Raw genomic sequence first — 23,419 nt, 5'->3', positions numbered from 1 at the left:
GGTTACCTGTCATCTTTCCGAATGGTTCTGGTTGTGTCCGCGCAGGATCGGCGGGTGCATCACCGTGGCCGGTCCGCGCCGGTAGAGGGCGGCGGGGCGGCCACCGTCCCGGGTCGTTCGCTCACCGGTGGGCACAAGAAACCCTGCCACGCTGGTAATCTTGCGGTGGAAGTTGCGGGGATCGAGCTGCTGTCCCCAGACGATCTCGTACACGCGGCGGAGTTCGCTGATCGTGAATTCCGCCGGGCAGAAGGCCGCGCCCAGGCTGGAATATTCGAGTTTGCCGCGGGCGCGTTCCACCGCGTCGGAAACGATCACCTGGTGATCGAACGCCAAGTGCACCTCGCCAGTGAGGATCGCGTCGACCGGTGCCCAGCGCGCGGAGCGAGCGTCCCCGCCCGCGACGGGAATGGGCAGATCGGGCATCAATGCCAAGTAGCACACGGTCACCACCCTTCCCCGAGGATCACGATCTGGCCTGCCGTAGGTACGTAACTGTTCCAGATGCAGCCGATCGGCCGTCAGCCCGGTCTCCTCTGCCAGTTCCCGGGCAGCGGTGACATCGATGTCTTCATCATCGGTATCGATAAAACCGCCAGGCAACGCCAACTGGCCGCGGTAAGGCTGATTAGCCCGTTCCACGAGCAAGATTTGAAATCGATCTTCGCGCACGGTGAAAATCGCCAGGTCGACGGCCAAAGCGACCTTGGGTCGGTGTTGTAGATCTTGAGGCATGTCACCACCGTAGCTTCTCGTCACCTTGACAACAAGGTGGCCAGGCGGCTAGCGTGAAGACTCTTAACGTCTGACTGACGAAAAGGGGTTGTGATGCGGGTTCACTTGTCGGCTTCGCGCGCTCTTAAGGTCGCCGCGGTCCTGCTGCTCCTCGGTGTGGTCGCCGGGTTCTGCCTCGCCAGCTTCGGGCCGGTGGCCGCGGAGACGGCAGCCGGCCTGGCAGGGGTTGGTAGGCATGCCGCGTGCTGAACGGCCGTTGGAGTCGGATGGTTCCGCCCTTTCGCACTTTGCCGCTGCTCTGAGGGCCCTGCGGGTGAAGGCAGGTAGTCCGCCGTATCGGGAATTGGCGCGGCGTGCGCACTACTCGTCGACGACGTTGTCTGACGCGGCCGGTGGGCGCCGGTTGCCGAGCCTGGAGGTGACGCTGGCGTATGTGCGGGCTTGTGGCGGGGACGTCGAGGAGTGGGAGCAGCGGTGGCGGTCGGTCGCCGTGGAGCTGAGCACCGCGGCCACGCCTGCCGACAGTCCGATCTCCGAAGGTGCGCCGTATGTCGGCCTGCGTGCCTACGGCAGCGAGGACGCCGAGTGGTTCTTCGGCCGTGAACGCCTTGTTGATGACCTTCTCCACCGGATCACGCAACAGAGACTGGTGGCGGTCGTCGGCCCGTCGGGATCCGGGACGTCCTCGCTGCTGCACGCCGGCCTAGTCCCGAGATTGACCGGCCTCGTTCTCATGTCCACCCCCGGTGCTCACCCTTTTGAGGAGTGCGCGATCCGGCTCGCGGCGCTCACCAAGAACGCCGTGGCGAGCGTGCGCGAGGATCTGATGAGCGACTCCGGAGGTTTGCACCGGCAGGTCTCGCAGCTGGTTGGCTCCTGCCCAGCGGTGGGCGACGTGGTGATCATCGTTGACCAGTTCGACGAACTGTTCACGACCTGCCAGGACGATCACGAACGAACGCGGTTTGTCGCCGCGCTACTCAACGCGGCCACGGCTGACGACAGCCGCTGCCGCGTCGTGCTCGGTGTGTGTGCTGACGTTCTGCCGCAGTGCGTGCGGCTCCCGGAGCTAGCCGACGCTCTCCGGGGCGCAAAGGTCGCCGTCGGCCCGATGAGTCCGGACGAGCTGCGCCGGGCGATTTCCCAGCCGGCTGGCCGTGCCAGGTGCGCGGTCGAGAGCGGCTTGCTCGCCACGCTCGTAGCGCTCGCACACAATCAGTCTGGTGCGCTGCCGTGGCTATCACAGGCCCTGCTCGAGACGTGGCGGCGCCGCAAAGGCAACACCCTCACCCTCGCCGCTTTCGAAGCCAGCGGAGGCTTCGACGCTGCCTTGGCGAACACCGCCGAAGCCGTCTTCACCGCGCTTGACCAACAGCGGCAAAACGCTGCCCGCTATGTGTTTCAACGACTGACTGCACCCGGTGAGGAAGCCCAGGACGTTGCGTGCGCCGTCAAGGTGCGGGAACTGCACGACGACCCCGCTGTCGCCGACGTCGTCGGGCTGTTCATCCGGGCACGGCTGCTGGTGCGTGGCACGAACTATCTCGAACTGGCACACGAGGCACTGGTCCACGTGTGGCCGCGTCTCCGGGCGTGGCTGGGCCAAGACCGCGAGGGCCGGCGGCTCCACCGCGAACTTAGCGATGCCACCGCACTGTGGGAACGTCACGACCGAGACCGCAGCGCGTTGCTCCGCGGTACCCGACTCGCACTCCTCCGCGCCTGGGCCGACCGCACCTGGTATCCGAACACCGCGGAGCGAGCGTTTCTCGACGCCAGCGTGGCCGCTGAGAAACGGGATCACGACACACGCCGACGGATGACACTCCGCCAACGGCGACTCGTCGTGTCCGTCGTACTGGTATTCCTCATGGCGATATCGATCATGGCCTACCCGTGCACCACGGCAGCCCATTCCCCGAGGTCAACGACGTTAGCCGACGCTGGGTCGCACTGGCTCCAGGTGGCGACTCCAGGCAGTACGCCACGTCGCGCACTCGACAAATGACTTTACCGGTCGAGGCCGGTGCGGCCCAGGGCGGTGTCTTGGAAGGGCGCGCGAGGTCGCCTATGGCGGGACACCTCGGGACCTCTACGGCCGGCGTACCCGAGGCAAGCAGATACAGCGGAGTGTGGCCGATGTTGTCCAAGCCGAGCCGGTCGGCCAGCAGTGAGTCGCTGAAGGCGCCACTCTGGTCGGGGTCAGGCCGAGCGCGGAGGCGGCACAAGCACCCTGGCGACTACCAATAGCGAACGCCGGGGGCCCGTGCCCGCGGCCTTCGTCAGGTCCAGCCAGCTCCACCAGCCGATGTCCATCGTCGTCATCACCCTGATGCACCGGACCCATCGGCAGGACTTCCTCGGTCGACGACGCGCAATGCTCGACACGGGCCTCGCCGCCGACGATCGGGACTGGGGCACCGGCCCGCCGCGAAGCCCAAGCACTCACTGGCAACGTGAACACACCCGGACCGAGGTCGGTCGGACTTGTGGTCAGTGCCGTGACCGACGACGAGGTGGCTCCCGCGGGCTGTGAGCAGGCGCGGGAGGTTCTTGCGTCACCGGCGGACCACCTGCGTAGCGAGCTGACGACGTCGTTCACCGACTATTGGCGACGGCTCTCGAACCCACCTCAACCCTTGTCCGGACGTTGTTGTCCGGCTGCAGAGTTCCGGCGCCGGACACAGCAAACAGCGTACAACGATCTCCGGGACTCGCGTTGAACATGCAGCGGATCGAGGTCCCTCGGCCGCCGGCCCACAGAGGACTACGGCCGACCCAAGAGCAAGTGACCAACAATCGAGGGAGAGGCAATGAAACGGCTTTTCGCCCGCTCGCCGCCCGTCCGGCATTGTCCGCCAGAATCGCAACCGCGGACACCGCTGAGGCAGCTCTGCCGCTGCCCTTCAAGGCCGTGACCGGCAACAAGGGCACCTTCTGGACCATCGCAGCACAGTCGGTAAAGCGAGGGTCTTCAGGCCCGCTCAACCAGCCGGTCTAACCAGCACGGCCTGCCCGGAGTCGCCCGCGAGCGCGGCCAGTACGCACCGCTGCCTCGGTGTACCCGAGTCCACCGCTTGCCCGTCTGTTCACCGAAGCCTCTGCTTAGCGGCTGATGGTGACACCGGGGGTTGCGTGCGAGACGGTGATTGTCGTACTGGCCAATCCCGACCAAGGCCGGTCGCCGGAAACAGCGCCTCGCTCCGAGGGGGACCGAGGACGCCACCGGAACGTGGAGCACTAACAATCGAGAAAGGAAACAAAAGCATGCCCAAGTTCAAAGGTCTATGCGCCGCGCTAGGACTAGCCGCGCTTGTCGCCGCCGCGCCCGCAGCCACCGCTCATGCGGCACCGAGCAGCGATGGAACTGTGTCAGTTGCCGCATACTCGGATTGCCCAGCTGGCTTCTTCTGCATGTGGGACGGCCGTGATGGCACGGGCAATATGCTAGGCTATGATATTGGTTCTGGTGGTGAGTCCAATTTGCACAATGTCGCTCACCCCCGAGGCGACTGGGGCGACAAGACTCGTTCGGTCTGGAATCGGACCGGCACCGTTTGGTGCACCTATATCGACATTAAATTCGAAAGAGGTCTGTGGAAGGTCGGAAACTGGCGGGGAAACACCTGGCAGTACGGCCGAGAGCTGAACATCAGCTCCCTCCATCCGCACACTCCCGCGACCCCTTGCCGACCAGTGTAATGAGCCTTTTCCAACCTGGTTTGGCTTGGTGAGGGTATCGTCGAGCTGGACACCGCGAAGCTTCTGGTAGGCGCGTGTATCGGCCAACAAACATGCACTACCAGGAGCTTCGCTATGCTTTCTCCCCGTCTGCGATCGCGTTGCCTACCCCGGACACTCACCAAGCTCACCCGGATCATCCGCGCGCACCGCCGCGCCACCGGGTCACGCCGGCGCTGGCTGCTGTGGATCTCCGACAGGCTGCCCGGCTCGACCAACTACACCACCACAGCCCGCTACCAACACATTCGCGACCACGTCCACCGCACCAGTCTGCACCTGCTCGCCGACAGCGGCTACGGCAACGTCGCCCCAGACGTGACCCCCATACAAGAACTACCGAGGTTGCCACCAGCCCAAACGCGAGCTCGGCCCGCCCTACGACGGCCAACACCGCCCTCGCCGCAGCACGCGGCCGACGCGTCCCCCGGTCGTTGCCGCCGGCGCCACGTCTTACCGCGATGGGCCTGACGACGATCGAGCCGACCCGCGCGACGCAGTTGCTGGTAGAAGGTGCGACGTCGTCGCGGGCTGTTCCAGCCCCGGGAAGTGGCCGCCGCGGTCGCGCTCGGTCCAGCGGACGATGTTGTGGGTTCGTTCGGCGATACGACGCGCCGTCACGGAAATGCAGAGGGGGGACTGCGCGCACTCGGCAGTGGCGGTGTTCGAGTGCCGACATGGCCGGGGTGAGCGAATCCCGCCAGCAGCGCCGCGCCCGCGAGCGCCGCGAAACCAAGGAAGCCACCCGCCCTGGCCCACCACCACCACGGCAACCCGGCAACCCCTTGGAGTGAAACGGGAGCGGTCGGGACTGTTCCAAGATCGGTGTTTCCGGCCCGACACGCTGGGCTGAGGTCCGGCGGGATGGGCACTGTGAGTGATGACATCTGAGGTTGTGAGTCCACGCAAGCGTGAGTCCAAGCCGGCGCGGGAGCTGTCGCCGGAGCAGGCCGCCGCGGCGGCGATGGTGGCCGAGGCCAAGGCGCGGGCCTGGCGCTGACCGGCCCGGACGGGTTGCTGAAGCTGTTCACCAAGAACGTGCTGGAAACCGCGCTCAACGAGGAAATGACCGAGCATCTCGGGCATGAGAAGAACCAGGCCGGCCCGGATCGCGAGTCGGCGAACGTGCGCAACGGCACCCGGGCGAAAACGGTGATCTCGGACGCCGCGGGCGAGGTCGAAATCAATGTACCGCGAGATCGGGAGAGCACTTTCGAGCCGCAGATCGTGAAGAAGCGGCAGCGTCGGCTCACCGAGGTGGACGAGATCGTCTTGTCGTTGTACGCGAAGGGAATGACTACCGGGGAGATTTCGGCGCATTTCGACGAGATTTATGGTGCCGCGGTGTCGAAGGAGACGATCTCGCGGATTACCCACAAGGTCGTCGCCGAGATGAACGAGTGGTCCAGCCGCCCGCTGGACGCGGTCTACGCCGCGGTGTTCATCGACGCCATCCACGTCAAGGTCCGTGACGGGCAGGTCGCCAACCGCCCGGTCTACGCCGCCATCGGCGTCACCGTGGACGGTCGCAAGGACGTCCTGGGCCTGTGGATGGGCGTCGGTGGCGAGGGCGCGAAGTTCTGGATGAGTGTGTTGATCGACCTGAAGAACCGCGGAGTGCGGGACGTGTTCTTCCTCGTCTGCGACGGCCTCAAAGGCCTGCCTGACGTCGTGACGAACGTGTGGCCGCAAACCATTGTCCAGACCTGCGTTGTTCACCTGATCCGCAACACCTTCCGGCTCGTGTCCCGCCGGGACTGGGACGCGGTGAAACGCGACATCAAACCCATCTACACCGCACCCAGCTCGGACGCCGCGGTGACCGCTCTCGACGAATTCGAAGAGAAATGGGGCGCGAAGCACGCAGCGGTGATTCGCCTGTGGCGCAACGCCTGGGATGAGTTCACGCCGTTCCTCGACTACGACGTCGAGATCAGGGCGATGATCTGCTCCACAAACGCGATCGAATCGCTGAACGCCCGCTACCGGCGGGCGATCCGCGCACGCGGGCATTTCCCGACCGAGCAGGCCGCGATGAAGTGCCTGTATCTTGTGACCCGCAGCCTGGACCCGACCGGGACAGGCCGCGCCCGATGGACGATGCGCTGGAAGCCCGTGATCAACGCCTTCGCCATCACCTTCGGTGACCGCTGGCAGGGAGCCGAAACCTACTGATCAACAACGCCGGAAACACCGATCACGGGACAGACCCCAACTAGCGCCTGTCTGTGTGACTGCGCGCTTCAGTTGGCCAGTTGAGCGTGTTGTTGGCCAGTGGGACTTTGATCCGTTTGCCCGGGCTGGTCTTCGTGACACGGTCGACGCCTGCGTGCCTACCTGAGCAAGAAGTTTCGCAGCTCCGGGGATGTGCGGCTGTTGCTGTCCCTGGCTGACGTGCTAACCACATCGTTCCTCACCGACCTCGGGAAGCTGGCCGCTCGGGTCTGTCTGGCCGACTGGTCGGGCGGCGGCGGGGGTGAGAGCGGTTACAGCCAGCCGCGCTCGTCGGCCGCCCGCAGGGCCTCCATCCGGTTGCGGGTGCCGGTTTTGGTGGTGGCCCCGGACAGGTAGTTCCGGACGGTGCCCTCGGCGAGGTACAGGCGAGCCGCGATCTCGGCCACGGTGGCGCCGGAGCGGGCGGCGATGAGTACGTCGCGTTCGCGGGCGGTGAGCGGCGACTGGCCGGCCGCCAGCGTGGCCGCGGCCAGCGCCGGGTCCACCACCCGCTCGCCAGCCGCTACCCGCCGGATGGCGTCGGCGAGTGTGTCGGCCGGGGCGTCCTTCACGACGAACCCGACGGCGCCGGCCTCCATGGCCCGGCGTAGGTAGCCGGTGCGGCCGAAGGTGGTCAGGATGATCACGCGGCAGTCGGGTACCTGTGCGGTGAGCACGGCGGCCGCCGCGAGTCCGTCCAGCCCGGGCATGTCGATGTCCAGTAGCGCGACGTGGGGGCGGTGTTCCAGTGCCGCGGCGGTCACCTCGTCGCCGCGGCCGACCGAGGCCACCACCTCGAAGTCCGGTTCGAGGTCGAGCATCACGTGCAGTGCCTGTCGGATCAGTTCTTGGTCGTCGGCGAGCAGCAGCCGGATCGTCATGCCGACGCCTCCACCCGCAGTGACCACCCACGGGGCCGCGACGGGCCGGCGGTCAGCATTCCACCGGCCGCCGCCACCCTGGCCCGCAGGCCGTCCAGCCCGGATCCCGCGCCGGCCGGGCCGCCGACCCCGTCGTCGCGCACCTCCACGGAGGACGCGGTCAGCTCGACCGTGCACCGGCTGGCCCGCGCGTGCCGCACCACGTTCGTCACCCCTTCCCGCACGACCCAGCCGAACAGCTCCTGCCGTTCCGGCGGCACCCCGTCGTAGGCGGTGGGCAGGTCGGCGGCGACCCCCGCTGCCCGCAACAGCTCCCGACCGCGGGCGAGCTCGCCCGCGAGCGTGACGTCCTGGTAACCGGACACCGCGGCCCGCACGTCGGTCAACGCCTGGCGGGCCAACTGCTCCACCGATTCCATCTCGGCCAGCGCCGCAGGCGGTGCGCCGACGGCCAGCCGTCGGGCCAGGCCGCTCTTCACGGTGATGGCGGTGAGCGAATGGCCCAGCAGGTCGTGCAGGTCGCGGGCGATCCGGTTGCGCTCGGCCTCCGAGGCCAGCCTGGCCACTTCCGCCCTGGCCTCGCGCAGCTGCTGGTTGGCCGTAGCGGTGCGGCTGAAGGCGTGGACCAGCAGTGCGGTGAACACCACGGCCACGGCGTAGTACCAGGCCGGGTCGGTGCTCCAGCCGGGCACCAGCATCGGCACCACGACGCACCCTGCGGCGCCCAGACCCACGAGACCAAGCGCCGCTCGACCGCCAACGCGCGCTGCCGCTGCCGGCACGATCACCGCGGCGAGGATCAGCACGTTCTCGTGCGCCAGCGGCGCGACCAGCACGGCCAGCACCGTCATGAGCGCCAGCAGCCACCAGTAGGCCCGCCATGCCGATCGCATCGAGGCCACCACGATGGCCAGGTAGCAAGCGGAGACGGCCACCAGCAGCAGGTAGCCGACGACGAGGCCGGCGCCGCGCGTGTGCTGGGCGACGCCGACGCCGGCCAGGAACGGGTAGCAGAGCATGCCCAGCGCGAGCAGCAGCCGGCGCCGCTCGTCCAGGCCACGCAGATCCTCGGATTCCAGCCGGTCCTCCACGTCGGTGACCGTACCGCCACCTGGCTGGACCTGCGCGGATGCGCTCACCGGGCCGCGAAGGTGGTGCGCACAGCCCGTGCGACGGTCGCCAGGACGACGATGACCAGCAGCGCACCGCACACGCCATTCTCGATCTTGAACCAGAGCGGGAAGGCACCGGGGATGGACTCGATCACGACGATCGCCACCACCTGGGCCAGCGCGATGATCTGCACCCTGCGGTAGTTGCCCCGCGAGCCTTTGGCCATGGACACACCGAGCGCGAAGGTGATCAGCGAAGCGACGGCGAGGATCGAGCCGCGGATCCACACCGCATCGGTAACGATGTCGGGATTGCCACTGAACACCACGATCGCCAGCAGGGTCAGCACGCTCACTGCCGCGTAGCCACCGAGTAGTACCTGGGCGATGTGCAGCTTCTCGCGGGCGTCGGGGTCGGTCACGGTCACGGTCGGATTGGTCTGCTTCGTCATGCCCTCAATGCTGATCAACCGACGTTCCCGCTGGTAGCGACGTTGTCCACCACCTCGTCATGACATCTGTCAGAAACTGGACATCCGGCGCGCCACGCCACTCCCTCACATCTGCGCTGGCAGCTGATCCCTCGTGAAGGGCCCACCGCTCCGCCCACGGCACCATCTGGCATCACTTCCAGACCGGCAAATCGCCGCGGCACTACGCAGACCTCAAACAGCTTCTCGACAGAGACACACACAACACGTGATCGAAACCATCGAGGCCAACTGAGGGCCAGACTGGCCAACTACGACGCTCAACTGGCCAATCGAAGCGCTCAGTCACACTGTCCCAGCGTTGCCTCGTCCGCGCCTGTGACAACAAGCGCTCACAAGTGACAGATATCGCTCACAGTCACACCGACGACCACCCGCTCGACGGCCAGGCGCGCTACCGCACCGACGGCCTCGGTGAGCGGGTGGTCGTGCTGCCCGCGACCTGCAAGCGAGGCCTCCACCAGCTGCCTGCCGCCGGTTTCCGCGCGGTCGCCGAGCAGGGGTGGATCCTGGTGGAGTGCCTGGCGTGCGGCGAGGGAGACCAGGTCAGCCAGTGGCGGTTGACCACGTGCGGAGCTGTTGCCGAACGGGCCGAGTTCGACGACCAGCCCTACGCCGGTCACAGCCTGCAGTAGGTGGGTGCCGTGCTCCACACGCCCTACACCCGCTGGACTGACGACGACGGCCGCGGACGCCGCCCGGTCTTCACCGCTGTCTGGGTCCGCCTGGATGCGCTCTACGCCCGCCCGTCCGGAACACCGGGCCATGAGGTGGCCGCCGGTCTCGACGTGACCGGGGAGGTGCCCGGCCGCCTGCACGGCTGGCTCTCGAGTGTGAAAGGCGAGTGGCTCGGCGTGGTCGACTTCGAGATGCCCTACGCCGATGGCCGCCGCGAGCGGCTCGCCGTCGCCGACCAGCTCGTCCCGGCCCAGGCTCTTCGGCCGGACCGGACAAGAAGGTCAGTCGCCGAGCAGGAGCCCGGCGTCGGTGACGATCGCCGCGGCAGCTGAGCTGGCCTGGCTGGCATCCAGGGTCGCACCGCGCAGCGTCAGCAGCCCGCGGGCACCGGTCAGTTCGGAGCCGCGCAGGTCGCAGCCGGCCGCCCTGGTGGCCTGGAACTCGGCGCCGGTGAGGTCGCAGTCGGTGAAGAGCACGTTCGACACATCACCGGTGATCACCGCTTCCCGCAATGAACATCCCGACAGCACGAGGTGGCCCTTCACCTTCTCGATCCGGAGCACCGCGTAGTCCAGCCGGGAATCCTCGACGAACACGTCCTGCGCCTGCGCCAGTTCGAGTTGCCAGCCGATCCCGCGGCACTGGAGGAATTCCACACGGCGGGCCTGTACTCGTCGCCAGGTGGCAACCGAAAGATCCGGCATCGCCGGTGTCGATCGGCGGCCGCAGGACGTTCCGTTTCGCGCGAGCCTGCGGAACTCGGTGGTAGGGCTACGGGCCTAATGGTGTAAGCCTGCGCGGCGTCGGTCGGCTCACCGCCGGCGGGGTGGGAGTAGACTGGTACAATTGGTGAATACGCCGTAGCTCGACGAATCAAGTAGCGAAGGACTGTGCGAGTGCCAGAACGTATGACGCTTGATGATGAATTCCTGCCCGCTCTTGAATTCGAAGTCTATGACGTGAGGCTCGATGTCGAGCATAAGCAATGGGTCGAGTCGATTGACAAGGCGGCTGTGACATCGGTGTGGCTGGGGCATCGAGCAAGTGACGATCGAAGGGCGATCCTGGTCGGCACCATACCGAAGCGTGCCGACCAGGCTGAAGTCGGCTTAGGCTTGAACGCTCCTGGTCGGCCGATTGGCCGCTTGATGGACATCGTGGAACCATGGACTACGCCTGAATCTCGCTCCGTCGTCGGACGAAAAGTAATTGCGCATCTCGAGTCTAAAACGGCGCAAGTTTCGACTTGGCCTCGCACTTCTTGGATGGTGTCCGGTGTCCGGGTTGAAGCTGCGGTCATGCACTTTGGCGGCGCATGGCTTGCGCTGGCAGATAGCTTGACTAATTCGACGATCGTTTCGATCGGTGTCGACATCAGTCCCGACGACTTGGAGTTTAGCACGACCCGCGGTGCCACCTATGGCCTTGACTTCAAGGCGCCTATCACTGTCGGAACTATCAACAAGCTGCCGACTGTTGGCATGCCGAAGCCAAACCAGCCGCATCCGGACCTGCTTGATTTCCTGGCTCCATGATGGGCGCTTGGTGAGCTCGAAGTCGAAGTGCAGGGAGTGATGATACGACCGGTCGAGCGTTCGGGTAAGGTCCCTTTGCTGGATGTGCTTCTCCGCCCACGCCTGGTCGACCAAGGTGGGCGGAGCTGCGAGGACGCTGATTAGTAGGATTTGTATAGTCTCATCGAATAGACATGATCATTGCAGCTCCAGGGCACGGAAACATCCCACAGGAAGTGGAATCGTCCACATTCGTTGTTGAAATCCGTCTCTGAATATATGGCACTGCCATTGCACTCGTTGAAGGTGCGGTAGGATGAGATCCCGCCTACGGCACTGTTGTGTTCCCTGATGTCGGAGAATCCCCAGCCGGCGCTGTCGCAGGCAGCGTCGGCTACGAGGTCCGCGCGCCAGCCGCTAAATCCGTGCTGGAAAAGGTGCGCAAGTAGAACGCTGGCCTTCAGGTTGGGACGCTTCGCTTGAGCGGCTTCCCTTGTCGGTCCGCAGGTTCGGTCAATCTCGGTAGCCTCAGGGCTGCCTGGCGTGAGCCGCTCGACGGTAATGATGCAGTACGCGCCGGAATCGGCCTGTGCCACGCCTGGTGAAGCAATGAAAAGTGTGGAAATCAATGCCAAAATACTGGCGAATGACGCCCCAATTTTGCGAAACGTGGCTCTTCGTTGCACCAGTAATCCTTCCATGAAGCTGGCTGCTTTGTGCTGCCAGTCGAGTCTTGATCTCTACGAAATTCGAAGCTACCGCAATGGTGTGGAGGGGGCTACAGCCAAGCGGGTGAGTCGCATGCGCGTCCTTCGTTCAAGTATTCTTCCGCTGGATGAAAGGCTCGGGTAAAACGATCGCGGAGATGATTTGGACTGCTGTGAGGGCTTAAGTGCGCATATGGCGCGCCCGAGGTGCAACGATGGAAGTTGTGCGTGTGTTGTCGGCGCCCGCTGCGCTGCGGATCACGGGGCCGAACAAGACCGTAACCAACCGGGTGTACGCCAAGCTGACTAGTTCGGCATTTTGTGCGACGGCGGCGACGCCGCTCCCAGGGTGGACCTGCCCGGACGCGCGACGCGTGGTAGTAGTGACTGCTTCAAGGCCGCGGGGCGCAACCACGTCGCCAGGTAGAGCTATTTAGAACCTTCATCGGCAGTAACTTGCGGTCGGCCAGCTCCTAGAGCTGGCCGACCGCGGTAGGCACCGAATTTCGTGACCGGCCTGCAAGTCCGCGCCGAAGCCGCAACCCGCTGAGGGCCAATTAGCCCACCATGGCGAAGAGCAGGTACCGACTGCGGCACGGGCGCTCGTGCCCGTTGAGACCAAGCTACGCGCGACTGCGCACCCTGTCCCTAGACCAGATCTCCCACTTTTGCGGTGGAGAACGTCAACCGTTGGCTGGGCGGGTAGCGCCAGCGTAGTCGTCGCCGGGGTGGCGGTGGTTGTCGATTTGGACGGGTTGGCCGAAGGTGGGGGCGTTGATCATTTTGCCGTTGCCGAGGTAGAGGCCGACGTGGTGGATCTTCGCTGGGGTGCCGTAGAAGACGAGGTCGCCGGGCAGTAGAGGTTGGTCGTCCGGGACGTGGGGGCCGGCGTGGAACTGGGTGTGGGCGGTGCGGGGGAGGGTGATGCCGGCGGCGTTGTAGGCGGCTTTGGTGAGGCCGGAGCAGTCGAAGCCGGTGTGGCCGGCGTCGGGGCCGTTGCCGCCCCAGACGTAGGGGAGGCCGAGTTGGCCGCAGGCGTAGTTGATGGCGATCACGGCCGCGGCGGTGGGGGCTTGGATGTCGTCGCAGCTGCCGGTGCCCGGGGCGCAGTGGGCTCCGGCGACGGCGGCGACGATGGTGCGGGCGGTGGGTTCGTGCTGGGCGTAGGCGTGGGGGAAGCCGGATCCCTGGACGGCTTGGGCGGCGTCGGTGAGGCTCATGTGCTGCCAGCCGGGGGTGGCGTGGAGGTGCTCGAAGAACTTGGTCGCGGCGTAGCTGGGCGTGGTGACCTGCTCAGGGGTGCCCCAGCCCATGGAGGGGCGCTGCTGGAACAGACCGAGGGAGTCGCGATCGCCGTGGTGCAGGTTGCGCAGCCCGGATTCCTGGATGGCGGCGGCGATGGCGATGATCCAGCCTTGTTCGGGGATGCCCATCTGTTTGCCGACGGCGACGATGGTGGCGGCGTTGCTCATTTGCTCCGGGCTGTATCCGGCTGGTGCGCCGCTGGCGGTGCCGGTCGGGGTGCAGTTCATCCCGCTGGGTGAGCTGCCGAAGATGGCTTGGACGACGGCGATGGCGCTTCCGCTGATCAGGAGGATGAGCACGACGGCGAGCGCGGTGATCGATGTGGCGGCCTTGCTCACGCGGTCCGCCTCCAACTGGGGCTGGGCGGCGGCAGTGGTGAGGGTGCCACCAGACCGAAACGCGGCCTGGTGGGGTCGGACGACGCTGGTCGGTGGTCGCCGAGGTTGGCCGGTGCGGGCAGGCCAGGCCAGAGCGTGGGCAGGTCGGCCAGTGGGGTCCGGCCGTTGTTGCCGGTGTCGCCGACGGGCCGCCAGCGGGCCGCGGTCATGTCGAGCGGGTCGGCGGCGGTCTCGGCGCTGGTGGTGGCGATCGGCACGTGGGCGGGCTGGTCGAGCGCTCGCTGGGCGTCGGCCAGCGTCTGGCGTGCGTGGGCTTCCCGGGCGGCGGTGGGGAACCACATCAGCACCGGCGTGGTGATACCGGTGGTCTCGGCCAGCCGCGCATAGCGGGTGAGCTTGACGGCGAGGCGGGACAGCTGTTCGGTGCCGAAGTCGAACTCGACGAACCATTCGACCTCGCGGCCGCGCTGCTGCCAGCGGCCGTAGCCGTCGGGGTTGACGATGTCGCCCCAGTGCCGGCCGCAGCGGGTGGCTGACCACCAGGCGGTGAGGCGTCCGGTGGCGCCGAGCTGACGGCTGTGGCGGATCAGGTTGGTGAACAGGCCGTTGCAGCCGATGGTGTGGCCGAGCTGCAGCGAGTAGGCGCGTCCGATCTCGCGTTCGCGGTGGTAGCCGAGTTCCTTGGGGGCAGGCCGGTTTCGTGGGCGAGGGCGACCGCGCCGGCGGTGTCGAGGACGTAGTGCATCGGGTGCGAGCCGCGGGTGCGGTGGGGTTGGAAGCGGTGCAGCACGCCCCATTGGTAGAGGTCGCGCAGGCGCAGGTTCGCGGCGCGGCGGCTGGGGAAGGCGATGTCGACGATCTGGGTGCTGGTGAGTACGTGGTGCTCGAACAGCATCCGGCACAGCCACCGGTCGCGGTCGGTGAGGTGTCCGGTGAGCCAGGCGTGGTGCTCGGCGGAATTGAGGACCCGCGGGGCTGGGCGTTGCGGGCGGTGTCCGCGGAGCTGGCGTTGGGGTGTCGGGTTGCTGACCATGGTGGACGGCACCTCCAGGGTTCAGGTGGTTCGGCGGGGATCGGCAGCGGCTGGACGGCCTTCCACGCAGGGCTCGGCTGGGGGCGTGGTGTTGACGAGGGCGAGGTGGCGGATCTTCTTGGCGCGGCCGGGAATGGCGGGTGGGAGTTTCTGGGTGACGGCGGTGAAGGGCGGGGCTTCCTCGCTGTCGAGGACCAGGCGGGCGGCGATGTGGAAGCGGCCGAGGTTGGCCAGGTCGTGCTCGGTCACCCGCGGCGCGGTGTGGCGGGCCAGGGTGCGGGCGTCTTCGGGCGAGGCCGCGTAGATGATCTTGTTGCGGGCGTTGGCGGAGATGCCTTCGGCCAGTTCGGGTGTGAGCTGGCGCAGGTACTGGTGCGCGAGCACGATGGACATCCGGTAGCCGCGGGATTCGGCGAGCATGTCTTCCAGCGGGTAGGCGAGGTTGAGGAAGTTGTGGCACTCGTCGATGTAAAGGCCGCAGTCGCGCCGCTCGTGCTGCGGGATGCGGGCGCGGCGGGTGGCGGCTTGCCAGGTGCGGGCGACGACGAGTGAGCCGATCAGCTTCGCGGTGTCGAGCCCGAGTGCGCCTTTTCCGAGCCGTACCAAGCAGATCCCGCCGTCGAGCACCTCGCTCATGTCTACTGTGGATCGTCCGCCGGTCAGCGTTGCACGGACGAACGGGCGAAGCAGCAGGCCGCGGAGTTTGTTCATCAGCGGTGCCACGACCTGGGCGCGGGCGGCGTCGGACAGCTCGTCGTACCAGGCCCAGAACCCGGCCAGCACGTCGTCGCAGATCTGCTCGAGCGCGCGGGCGCGGAACGCGGGCACGGTGAGCAGCTTGGGCAGGTCGGTCAGGGCGGGGGTGCCGGGCAGAGCGCGCAGGGTCAGCAGCCCGGAGCGCAGGATGTCCTCGGTGCGCGGTCCCCAGCTGGAGGCGTAGACGCGGGAGAAGATGCTGACCAGGTTGTCCACGGTGCGCGCGGTGTCCGGGCCTTCGAGCGGGTTGAGCACCGGCGGGCGGGCGCGGCTGTCGGCGTCGAAGAGCACGACGTTCTCGCCGAGGCGGGCGGGCAGGCGCATGAGGACGTCGGTGACGAGGTCGCCCTTGGGGTCGATGACCACCAGCCCGCGCCCGGCGTCGGCGTCCTCGAGTGCCATGCGCGCCATCAGCTCGGACTTGCCCGACCCAGTGGCGCCGAGGATGTGCACGTGGTGGCGGGCGTCGGCAACCCGCAGGCCGACCGGGCGCGGGCGCCCGGAGTCGCTGACGCCGATCGGCTTGATCCCGGGCCCCTCGGTGGCGATCCCGGGTGGCGGCGGGACGGCTTTCGCGCCGGCTCGCTGCAGCCCGGGGATGGCCTCGTCGGTGGGCACGTGCGCCAGCGCGGCCAGCTCCGGGATCGAGAGCAGGTCACCCTTGTTCAGCCGCCGCTCGGCGACCGCGCGGACCGGGTGGGGGAGTCGGACGCGGCGGTAGTAGTTGTGCTCGGTGAAGGCCGCGAACGCGCTGGCGATCGCGTGCCCGCGGCCGCGCAGGTGCTCGTGGACCGCCGCCCGTTCGGCGCCGGTCGCGTGCTCGGGGAGCAGGGTGGCCACCGCGTAGCGGACCCGGGTCTCGTACTGCGTGCCGCGCTGCTTGGCCACGATCGCCCGGTCCTGCGCGGCGTTCTCCAGCGACGTCTGGTTGTCGAGCACTGGCTTGGCGCGCGTGGACGACGGCCGCGATCCGCCGCCTGGAGTGATCAAGTCCAGAAGGCGGCTGGCGAGCTTGGTCGAGCGCCCCGCACGGATCCGGCGCGCGGCCCGGCGGGCTGTGCGCACTCGGGTTCCGGTGACCGGGCGCGCCAGGATTTGCACAACCGCGCGTTCGTGGGCGGCCAGCCCGGCCGGGGCGCCCAGCAGAGCGCGGACCGGGTCGGCAGGGAAGTCCGACCGGATGGGCAGTGCCTCGCTGCGGGCCAGCCGCAGTTCACCGCCGACCGCGTCGACAACCTTGCCCGCCGGGGCGGACAGCGGGATCGGGGGTTCGGCCGGGGTGGTGCGGGTGTGCGCGCCGGGCCAGGCGGCTTCGATCGCGCGCTCGGCCATCCCCGGCGGCACGATCCCCGGCAGCCACAACCGCAGCGCCATCCCGGCTTGGGAGAACACGTAGTCCCACACCAGGTGCGGCTGGCCGAACACCCGCCGCTTCCACCCCGGCCGCAACAACCCGACGAGGTTGGCATACAGCGCCGCCGCGCCATCGGAATCGACCGTGGGAGGGGCGAGCACGGTGACCACGCGGGCATCGGCGGCCATCCGGTCGTGGCAGCGGCGCGCCCACCACCGCCGCCCGGCAACCACACCCACCACGGCGGCGACCACGAACAGCGGGACGGCGACCGGGCCCGCGGTCACGGCGAATTCCCGCAGCGCGCCGAGGACCGCGCGCAGGGCGGCGCCGGGGTCGCGCAGGTAGTCCTGCAGTGGCGAGCCGGTCATGCGGCCCGCCGTTCGGGCTCCGACGCGTCGGTGGGAACCAGGTGCAGATGACGGCGTCGGCGGGCGTGTCGTTCGGCGTCGATTTCGGCTTGCCACTGCGACAACCTGCGCTGTCCCAGGCGCTTGAGGAACTGCGGGATCCGGTTCGCGGGCACGCCGACCAGGCGCGGCCCGAGCACCGCCAGCAGATCGGACGCTTCCTGCGAGGACCATCCCGCGGCGGCGATCGCGGTCTCGTCGGGAAAGACGTCGGCGACCCGGTCCCGGTCGGGGTCGATGAAGGAGTCCTCGCGGCCGCCGTAGCTGTAGACCCACAGGAAGTTCGGCGGCGGATCCGGCTCGATGAGCCGTTTGAACCTGCGAACTTCCTTGGTTTTACCAACCACGACAGCCCGTTTGACGCCGGTGACCTGCGCTGATCCGAAGCTTACATGTTCGCCACGATGCTGCGACGGATGTGTGTGCCGACGTGTCGGGGTGACTATGTTGCTGCCATGACGACGAGTGACGAGCTGGATGACGAAGCCCACGATGAGTTTCGGCGGGCGTTGCTCGACGAGAGTCACGGTGATGCGCGAATCCAGTTCCTCTCGACGATCTTGGGTGTGTTGGTCAACATTGAGGACTGGCTCGCGATTGATTCGTGGCTCGGGGGCGGCAAGGCCGAGCATCCTGATCGTGGCGAGAAGCCGGACCTTGCCAGTGTCATGGCGTTTCGCGCGGTAACAACGGTTGCAAGCATGAGTACCGAACTGGCTGACGCGGCCGTGGCGATGGTGGCGAAGCGTCGCTACTACGCTGTCGGCGCGGTGATCCGCCAGCTCATCGAGTGCGAGTATCTGCTTGTGCTGTTCGACGAGGATCTCGACCACGCGCGACGGTGGGGCGAGAGCACTCCGGCCGAGATCCGAAGCTCGTTCAGCCCGAAGCAGATGCGGACACTCACAGGTAAGTTCTCGAACGAGGAGTACTGGGGCCACTGCGATACCGGCGGTCATCCCGCGCCCAAGGGTGCGAGGCTTCTGGAAAAGCTGGACCCGATGCGTCAGTCGTGGCCTGTCTCGGCAGCTGAGCTGTCGATCGACTTGGGCCTTCACCTCCGACGGATCTGGAAAGCTATCGACAGCCTGCTGGTGAAGCACCACGTTCGATATCAACGAGTTCGCGCCGATCAGCGACAGCTGGCTGAAGACGCGTGGGTGACTTGGCGCGCCGATGATCCCGTGGTTGAGGCGCTGACGGCTTCTGACGGTTGAGCCGGTCGGCCGACGAACTGTGTCGGACCTGTGTGGACGGCGTGCATGTCAACTCCGATCGCTGGAATCGAGTAGCTGTACTTCGAGTTCGGCGATTCGCCGGTCCTGGAATCGGACGTTCGAGCGTGCAGCCTTCAGCCGGTCATCAAGTTTCTGGTTGTCGTCGGTGAGCTGCCGAACCTGTTGTTTGAGCGTGGTGTTCTCGGTCGTGATACGGAGGATCGAATCTTCGACGCATTCGGTCTCCATGTCGCGAATCTGGCCCATCAAGTCGCCAATGTGCTTGCGCTGCTTGACAATCTCCTCGTGTGCCGTCTTCAGCATGGCCTCTGCGTTGAGCGCTCGTTCTCGCCACGAGTCCTCGATTTCGGCTTCGTGCAAAGGATCCGTGGCTGCGCGGTCGGTTGCTGCGGCCGTTCTGGTCGTACTGACCGCAGTTCGCGCGTCGGGGTTCTCGTAGAGGAAGGTTCGGGAGACGCCGGCTCGTCGTGCGACGCCAGCGGCGGTGATCGGTGTCTTTTCTCGGAGCATGCGCGCGACGGCGTCGTGGACGCGCTCGATTGCCGCAGCAGTCCGTTCTTGTCGGGCCGCCGTTGCCGCGGCCGTGCGAGACGAGCGGTGAGGGCTGTTCACGGTTGAGGCTCCGAAGAATCGCCGTTGTTGATGGGGAAGGAGGCGTCTGCGAGTTCGGTCGCGCGGAAGGACAGGCTCCAGATGCGGTGGAAGTAGTCCTGGGGACGGCGCAGGTCGAGAGCGAGCGCTTCGTCGAGCAGGCCCATACCCGCCAATGCTTTCTCCAGCCCGTCGATCGCGCGGCCGGTGGGTTCGAAGACCTGGTGGAGGTAGTCGGCGGTGGCGTCATCCGGTGCGCGTTCGGCGATGGAACGCCATTGCTCGCGTTTGCGGCGCCAGTAGAGGAGGTCGGCGCCGGAGAGGACGAACTTGTCGCAGTTGTGGCAGTCCAGCTTCCAGGGACAGGCGTCGCCGTTGACGACAGGTTGGAAGGTGCAGAATCCGCCTTCGGCCGGGGTGCTGCGGCGCGATAAGTCGATCGCGAGGGCGTGCGCTTGCTCGCGGCTCATTGTCTTGGTGTCACCGGAAAGCAATTCGCCGGGGTGAGGTGCTGCGGGGCCTGCGACCCACACGTGCTGGAGGACGTCCTCGATCTCGGACACGGCGACGTGGGTGTAGTGCTCTGCCATGCGATCGGAGACTTGGCCGAGGTAGCGGCGGATGTGGGTCAGGCTGGCACCGTGGCGCAGCAGCGTCGTGGCCAGCGTGTGCCGGGCCTGGTGCGGAACGCACGTTCCGAGGTTCAGCTCAGCGATCCACTGCTTGAAGCCCGTGCTGAACCAGCTGTAGGACAGGGATTTCTGACCGGCGAGGTTTCGGCTTCGCGTTGGGAACAGAGCCAAGGCTCGGCGTTCAGCATCCGTGGGCGGTCGGCCGTGTCGGGCAACGAATCGGTCGAGTGTCTTGCGCTGCCGCTGCCGGAGTCGTTGGTAGAGGCCTTCGGGGATCCGGATCGCCTGGTCGTAGTTGCCGACCTTGGTCTGATCGTGCCAGAGCATGGGCAGATCGCCGTGGCGGCCGAGACAATCCCACCGCAGCCCAATGGCCTCGTTCGCGCGCCGGCCGGTGACGATGATGGTCTCCCAAATATCGCGGAGGCCTTGGTCCTGCGGGTCATAGGAGTGGGCGAGTTGCTGCAGGTTGGCTTCGTCGGCGAGTGCATGGGCGACCTCGTCAGAGAACGGGGTCCGGGTCCGGTGCACGGCCTTCCCGCCGGACGGTGCCGCGATAACGAAACCGCGGTCCAAGCCGATCCGGTCTGTCTCGCCGGAGTCCATCGCGGTGCGCAGCAGTCGCCGAACGTGGTTGAAGATCAGTCGTCGGGAAGCTTGGGTGGTCGCGAATGCCGTGCCGTCGGCCTTCTTCATGCTCAACGACGGCAAGCCGTGGGTAGCCCGGTGACGTTGGTCGGTGACGAAGCGCAGCATGTGCTCCTCGCCGAGTCGGGTGGGGTCGTCGCCGTGGCCGGGAGCCTCGGCTTGGAGGAAGGCGCTCAGTTCGGCGCTGGCGCGGCGGAGGTTGGCGAACACCCCGGAGGAGCGAGGGCAGTGCGGAGACCGCATCGCTGCCGCGAGGTGATCCCATAGCATGTTCCGCAGCCAGCGTTGCGACACCACGGTGAGGTCGATGTAGCTACCGCAGTTCGGGAAGCGGACGCCGAAGTGGTCGGTCTCGATGAAACCCGCGTCGCGAGTGTCCTCGGGTCCGAAGTAGACCAGCCGCAGCCCGTTGAGGATCTCCCGCGCGATGAGCCGACTGAAGTGGGTGCATGAGCCCAAGTCCAGCTCCGTCAACGAGTTCAGGTCGCGGCGTCGGCAGAAGTTCACCAAGGTCTGCAGCCAGCCCGGACCCCACTGGGAATGCTGGCCCTGGGTATGGGCGAACAATCCCCACTGGAACTCAGCACGCAAAAGAGGCCGCAACCCTCGCAGGTTGAACTGATTGGCTCGCGGGATCGGATCAACCTCCGCGCACCACCGCCGGAATGTCAGCTCGTCGGCGTACACGACCACCCGGTTGTCGTCGACTTCGGTGAACTGGTTTCCCGTTCGCCCCAGCAAATGAGCGCCGCCGGGACGACCCGCAGACCGGTAGCGAGACTCGTGTCCAGCACACAAACCCAACGAGGACTGCGCGAGGTCGCTGCACACCACAACGCAGCATCGTCCGAATCCCGGATGCGAATGTTGCTCTGAAAGCCAGTCGTCGTAGTCTGTCGCCGCGCCGTGCGTTTTGATGCGGTAGAACCAACTGTGCTTGTGGCGATTGCACAACCGACGAGCGATGTCGGTGGCGGGCCGGACCAGGCAGATCCGGCAGACCCGCTGGCCTGCGGCATCCGCCGGCGCCAGTTGGTCCGCGTTGAGCAGGAAGGCAGCTTTGCCGGTGCCCGTATCGCGGGCCTGTTTCCACTGTCGTTGGTGCGTGGAACAGAGGTCACCGCTGTTGCCGCGGAAGTGTTCGCAGCCGGGAACGACGCACTCCCATGCGTAGACAGGGTGGCCGCGCGGGACGTCGATCAACTCGGTGCGGAACAGCGGGGTGAAACTGGGTCCGTTGATCAGTGCTGTCAGCAGGTCCAGCCGATCGGTTTCCGCTCGGCTGGGCGGAGTCTGGTGCGCTGTGAGCAGTGGGAGGTGCTTCATGCCTGCACGCTCCAGACCTGCCGTAGCGCAGCGTCGAAAACGGGATCGTGGATATCCACATGGGCGTAGATCTCATCGACAACCACGGTGGACGCCCAGCCACCGGCGTCGCGCGCGACAACCAGATTGCCGCCTGAAGCATCCAGAACGGCGGTCGCGAACCTGTGCCGGAACTCGTGCGGCTTGATCTTCCCGAGCCCCGCCCGGATCGATGCACGCCGCAACATTCCCCGCGCTGCGACTGGCGCCCACGGCTGGCCATGGTGCGGTCCATGCAGTTGCACCAGAAGCATGCCGTGGTCAGTCAGCTGACTAGGGTATTCCTCGGTCATGTAACGGAAGTAGCTGTGAATCATCGCCGGACTGACGCGCTTGATCAGCCCGCCGCGTACGGTCCCACGCTCGATCGACCACTCGTGCTTCGTCTTGGCTGCCGCGCGGTTCGGATTGCCGGGCCGGTGGCAGACGTGCACGTGCGGGGATCGGCACTGGCCGCAAGCCGCGTTGTCGCGCAGGTGAAGGTCCACCAGATGCAGGCCGCATAGCTCCCCGATGCGGAACCCGCCATCGGTCAGCCAGGTGACGACAAGTTCGTCGCGGGCCGACTGCAGCACATCCAGCAATTGTGGGGTCGCGCCTTCTGGGAGCATCTTTGGATGGCGACGGCGTCCGCGCCGGGGAGCCAGCGGGTTCGCCGGCGCGCTGCGCGCCACGTGCCCGAGGAAGGCCCGGCGTCGGTCCTCTCGTGACGGCAACCGGGACTGGTTCAGGCGCGACCCGAGCTCGGGGTTGACTCCCAGCATTCCCTGGTGTCGATAGAAACCCTTCAGACACGCAGCGGTCGTGGACAGCGCGTCCTTGCCGTACGGTCGCTTCCCGACCCGCCACGGTTCACCCAGAGGCATGCGCACGTCGGCGCCAAGGATTCCCATGTAGCGCTCCAGATCTCGAAGTACTACGCGATCCACGGTGAGACCCTCACGTTCGAGCCACCGCAAGTGGTCCACGAGGTAGTAGGCGTAGGTGCGCTGGGTTCCAGATCCGTCATGCACACGCAGGAACTGATCAGCATCCTCACGCACCGTCCCCTCCGGCCACACGATCGTCCACATACGACTTCCGTCACGTCGAAGCAGCTCCTGTACTCGTAGCTGCCCGACCACGCACTTGCGAACCACAAACCCTCCATACCGACGCCTGACACTCCGAACGATCCGGACATGGTCGGTAACCAAGCACGGCACGTTCGCGAAGTGGCGCAGGACGGACGGCACGTACGGGTCTACGTACGGTCGGTAAACTTGGTGTAGGCGTAAAACGTGACCGATGGGCAGGCGCGCATCACGCGGCACCAGGCCAGGGTGTAGGCGTCGGAGAAGAAGTCGCCGACGTCGTGGATGCGAACGAACTTCCCGGCGAACCGGCGCGCGGACAGCTCGCGTGTCATCGCCTGTTCCCAGCCGGGCAGGTCGTCGAGGACGAAGGCCAGGTTGGCTTGGTGGCGGGCTTGGACGACGGGGAAGCGGTAGGTTCCGTTGCGGCCGTAGCAAATCTGGGCGCAGGCCCCGGCGGCGGGGCAGGTCACCTGGGTGCGGCCATCGGGCAGCCTGGCGGCGAGGGCGGGCAGGCTCCAGTTCCAGACGCCGATGGCGCGCAGTTCGCGGTTCTGCGTCAGCAACCGGGTCGGTCGGTGGTTTTCGGACGAGGGCATGGGG

Annotated in this window: 19 protein-coding genes and 3 pseudogenes; 7 read left to right on the top strand and 15 right to left on the bottom strand. The window is 66.7% G+C overall.

Going from position 1 to position 23,419, the window contains the following annotated elements:
- Nucleotides 1–9: 9 nt before the first annotated feature.
- Nucleotides 10–735 (bottom strand): NUDIX hydrolase, encoded by a 726-nt coding sequence (locus A4R43_RS15175; RefSeq protein ID WP_113692921.1) that lies wholly within the window; start codon nucleotides 733–735, stop codon nucleotides 10–12.
- Nucleotides 736–970: 235 nt separating this feature from the next.
- On the opposite strand from A4R43_RS15175, the gene A4R43_RS15170 reads away from it, so the two are divergent.
- The 3 genes and pseudogenes from A4R43_RS15170 (at nucleotide 971) to A4R43_RS15155 (ending at nucleotide 6,651) form a co-directional block, all read left to right on the top strand.
- The gene (locus tag A4R43_RS15170; protein WP_113692920.1) at nucleotides 971–2,743 is read left to right on the top strand and encodes a helix-turn-helix domain-containing protein; all 1,773 of its coding nucleotides are present in this window, start codon (nucleotides 971–973) and stop codon (nucleotides 2,741–2,743) included.
- A gap of 1,259 nt (nucleotides 2,744–4,002) precedes the next feature.
- Complete coding sequence (locus A4R43_RS44765; protein ID WP_113692919.1) at nucleotides 4,003–4,437, top strand: peptidase inhibitor family I36 protein; 435 nt, start codon at nucleotides 4,003–4,005, stop codon at nucleotides 4,435–4,437.
- Nucleotides 4,438–5,371: 934 nt separating this feature from the next.
- A pseudogene (locus A4R43_RS15155) lies at nucleotides 5,372–6,651 on the top strand (IS256 family transposase).
- A gap of 311 nt (nucleotides 6,652–6,962) precedes the next feature.
- Here the strand turns inward: A4R43_RS15155 and A4R43_RS15150 are convergent.
- The 3 genes from A4R43_RS15150 to A4R43_RS15140 are packed head-to-tail and all read right to left on the bottom strand — an operon-like array spanning nucleotide 6,963 to nucleotide 9,135.
- Nucleotides 6,963–7,571 carry a response regulator transcription factor gene (locus A4R43_RS15150; RefSeq protein ID WP_113692918.1) on the bottom strand — a complete coding sequence of 203 codons (609 nt, stop codon included), beginning with the start codon at nucleotides 7,569–7,571 and terminating at the stop codon, nucleotides 6,963–6,965.
- Nucleotides 7,568–8,710, bottom strand: a complete 1,143-nt coding sequence (locus tag A4R43_RS15145; protein ID WP_236809021.1) for a sensor histidine kinase — start codon at nucleotides 8,708–8,710, stop codon at nucleotides 7,568–7,570. The genes A4R43_RS15150 and A4R43_RS15145 overlap by 4 nt, the downstream gene beginning before the upstream one ends.
- Nucleotides 8,707–9,135 carry a hypothetical protein gene (locus A4R43_RS15140; protein ID WP_113697613.1) on the bottom strand — a complete coding sequence of 143 codons (429 nt, stop codon included), beginning with the start codon at nucleotides 9,133–9,135 and terminating at the stop codon, nucleotides 8,707–8,709. Before A4R43_RS15140 ends, A4R43_RS15145 begins: the two co-directional genes overlap by 4 nt.
- Nucleotides 9,136–9,512: 377 nt before the next feature.
- Between A4R43_RS15140 and A4R43_RS15135 the strand changes: the two genes are divergently transcribed.
- Nucleotides 9,513–9,809, top strand: a complete 297-nt coding sequence (locus A4R43_RS15135) for a hypothetical protein (protein WP_113692917.1) — start codon at nucleotides 9,513–9,515, stop codon at nucleotides 9,807–9,809.
- A complete protein-coding gene (locus A4R43_RS15130; protein WP_205215340.1) occupies nucleotides 9,810–10,184 on the top strand; it encodes a hypothetical protein in 375 nt (124 codons plus the stop codon).
- Here A4R43_RS15130 and A4R43_RS15125 read toward each other — a convergent pair.
- Nucleotides 10,134–10,508 carry a pentapeptide repeat-containing protein gene (locus tag A4R43_RS15125; RefSeq protein WP_162788474.1) on the bottom strand — a complete coding sequence of 125 codons (375 nt, stop codon included), beginning with the start codon at nucleotides 10,506–10,508 and terminating at the stop codon, nucleotides 10,134–10,136. The two genes, A4R43_RS15130 and A4R43_RS15125, sit on opposite strands and share 51 nt — an antisense overlap.
- Before the next feature lie 240 nt (nucleotides 10,509–10,748).
- Between A4R43_RS15125 and A4R43_RS42730 the strand changes: the two genes are divergently transcribed.
- Nucleotides 10,749–11,387 (top strand): hypothetical protein, encoded by a 639-nt coding sequence (locus tag A4R43_RS42730; RefSeq protein WP_162788473.1) that lies wholly within the window; start codon nucleotides 10,749–10,751, stop codon nucleotides 11,385–11,387.
- A gap of 140 nt (nucleotides 11,388–11,527) precedes the next feature.
- Here the strand turns inward: A4R43_RS42730 and A4R43_RS42725 are convergent, their stop codons facing one another.
- The 6 genes and pseudogenes from A4R43_RS42725 to A4R43_RS15105 form a co-directional block, all read right to left on the bottom strand.
- Nucleotides 11,528–12,067, bottom strand: a complete 540-nt coding sequence (locus A4R43_RS42725; protein ID WP_162788472.1) for a hypothetical protein — start codon at nucleotides 12,065–12,067, stop codon at nucleotides 11,528–11,530.
- A gap of 689 nt (nucleotides 12,068–12,756) precedes the next feature.
- Nucleotides 12,757–13,716 carry a C40 family peptidase gene (locus A4R43_RS15120; RefSeq protein ID WP_113697612.1) on the bottom strand — a complete coding sequence of 320 codons (960 nt, stop codon included), beginning with the start codon at nucleotides 13,714–13,716 and terminating at the stop codon, nucleotides 12,757–12,759.
- A complete protein-coding gene (locus tag A4R43_RS15115; RefSeq protein ID WP_335645164.1) occupies nucleotides 13,713–14,351 on the bottom strand; it encodes a replication-relaxation family protein in 639 nt (212 codons plus the stop codon). The genes A4R43_RS15120 and A4R43_RS15115 overlap by 4 nt, the downstream gene beginning before the upstream one ends.
- Nucleotides 14,303–14,611 (bottom strand): replication-relaxation family protein, encoded by a 309-nt coding sequence (locus A4R43_RS44620; protein WP_335645163.1) that lies wholly within the window; start codon nucleotides 14,609–14,611, stop codon nucleotides 14,303–14,305. The genes A4R43_RS15115 and A4R43_RS44620 overlap by 49 nt, the downstream gene beginning before the upstream one ends.
- Nucleotides 14,612–14,770: 159 nt before the next feature.
- On the bottom strand, nucleotides 14,771–17,230 hold the full coding sequence (locus A4R43_RS15110; protein ID WP_113692915.1) for a DUF8128 domain-containing protein: 2,460 nt from the start codon (nucleotides 17,228–17,230) through the stop codon (nucleotides 14,771–14,773).
- A pseudogene (locus tag A4R43_RS15105) lies at nucleotides 17,227–17,604 on the bottom strand (GP88 family protein); the annotation flags it as partial. The pseudogene A4R43_RS15105 and the gene A4R43_RS15110, both read right to left, overlap by 4 nt.
- A 120-nt stretch (nucleotides 17,605–17,724) precedes the next feature.
- Between A4R43_RS15105 and A4R43_RS15100 the strand changes: the two are divergent.
- The gene (locus A4R43_RS15100; protein WP_113695283.1) at nucleotides 17,725–18,486 is read left to right on the top strand and encodes a hypothetical protein; all 762 of its coding nucleotides are present in this window, start codon (nucleotides 17,725–17,727) and stop codon (nucleotides 18,484–18,486) included.
- 48 nt (nucleotides 18,487–18,534) lie between these two features.
- On the opposite strand, the gene A4R43_RS15095 is transcribed toward A4R43_RS15100, so the two are convergent.
- From A4R43_RS15095 to A4R43_RS15080, 4 genes and pseudogenes are all read right to left on the bottom strand, one after another.
- On the bottom strand, nucleotides 18,535–19,119 hold the full coding sequence (locus A4R43_RS15095) for a DUF6262 family protein (RefSeq protein ID WP_113692913.1): 585 nt from the start codon (nucleotides 19,117–19,119) through the stop codon (nucleotides 18,535–18,537).
- Nucleotides 19,116–21,704, bottom strand: a complete 2,589-nt coding sequence (locus A4R43_RS15090) for a tyrosine-type recombinase/integrase (protein WP_113692912.1) — start codon at nucleotides 21,702–21,704, stop codon at nucleotides 19,116–19,118. Before A4R43_RS15090 ends, A4R43_RS15095 begins: the two co-directional genes overlap by 4 nt.
- The gene (locus A4R43_RS15085) at nucleotides 21,701–22,816 is read right to left on the bottom strand and encodes a tyrosine-type recombinase/integrase (protein WP_236808367.1); all 1,116 of its coding nucleotides are present in this window, start codon (nucleotides 22,814–22,816) and stop codon (nucleotides 21,701–21,703) included. The genes A4R43_RS15090 and A4R43_RS15085 overlap by 4 nt, the downstream gene beginning before the upstream one ends.
- A gap of 188 nt (nucleotides 22,817–23,004) precedes the next feature.
- Nucleotides 23,005–23,415, bottom strand: a pseudogene (locus tag A4R43_RS15080) (GP88 family protein); the annotation flags it as partial.
- Nucleotides 23,416–23,419: the final 4 nt, after the last annotated feature.

Source organism: Amycolatopsis albispora (genome assembly GCF_003312875.1).
In the GTDB taxonomy this organism is placed as follows: Bacteria; Actinomycetota; Actinomycetes; order Mycobacteriales; family Pseudonocardiaceae; genus Amycolatopsis; species Amycolatopsis albispora.
The sequence above is the reverse complement of the archived record's forward strand: the minus strand, read 5'-3'. Positions and strand labels throughout refer to the sequence as shown.

Coding starts and splice junctions, on each gene's coding strand:
- A4R43_RS15140 (WP_113697613.1), bottom strand. CDS start 9,135: ATGACGAAGCAGACCAATCCGACCGTGACCGTGACCGACCCCGACGCC.
- A4R43_RS15110 (WP_113692915.1), bottom strand. CDS start 17,230: ATGACCGGCTCGCCACTGCAGGACTACCTGCGCGACCCCGGCGCCGCC.
- A4R43_RS15090 (WP_113692912.1), bottom strand. CDS start 21,704: ATGAAGCACCTCCCACTGCTCACAGCGCACCAGACTCCGCCCAGCCGA.
- A4R43_RS15170 (WP_113692920.1), top strand. CDS start 971: ATGCCGCGTGCTGAACGGCCGTTGGAGTCGGATGGTTCCGCCCTTTCG.
- A4R43_RS15100 (WP_113695283.1), top strand. CDS start 17,725: ATGACGACGAGTGACGAGCTGGATGACGAAGCCCACGATGAGTTTCGG.
- A4R43_RS42725 (WP_162788472.1), bottom strand. CDS start 12,067: ATGGAAGGATTACTGGTGCAACGAAGAGCCACGTTTCGCAAAATTGGG.
- A4R43_RS44620 (WP_335645163.1), bottom strand. CDS start 14,611: ATGCTGTTCGAGCACCACGTACTCACCAGCACCCAGATCGTCGACATC.
- A4R43_RS15175 (WP_113692921.1), bottom strand. CDS start 735: ATGCCTCAAGATCTACAACACCGACCCAAGGTCGCTTTGGCCGTCGAC.
- A4R43_RS15085 (WP_236808367.1), bottom strand. CDS start 22,816: ATGTGGACGATCGTGTGGCCGGAGGGGACGGTGCGTGAGGATGCTGAT.
- A4R43_RS44765 (WP_113692919.1), top strand. CDS start 4,003: ATGCCCAAGTTCAAAGGTCTATGCGCCGCGCTAGGACTAGCCGCGCTT.
- A4R43_RS15150 (WP_113692918.1), bottom strand. CDS start 7,571: ATGACGATCCGGCTGCTGCTCGCCGACGACCAAGAACTGATCCGACAG.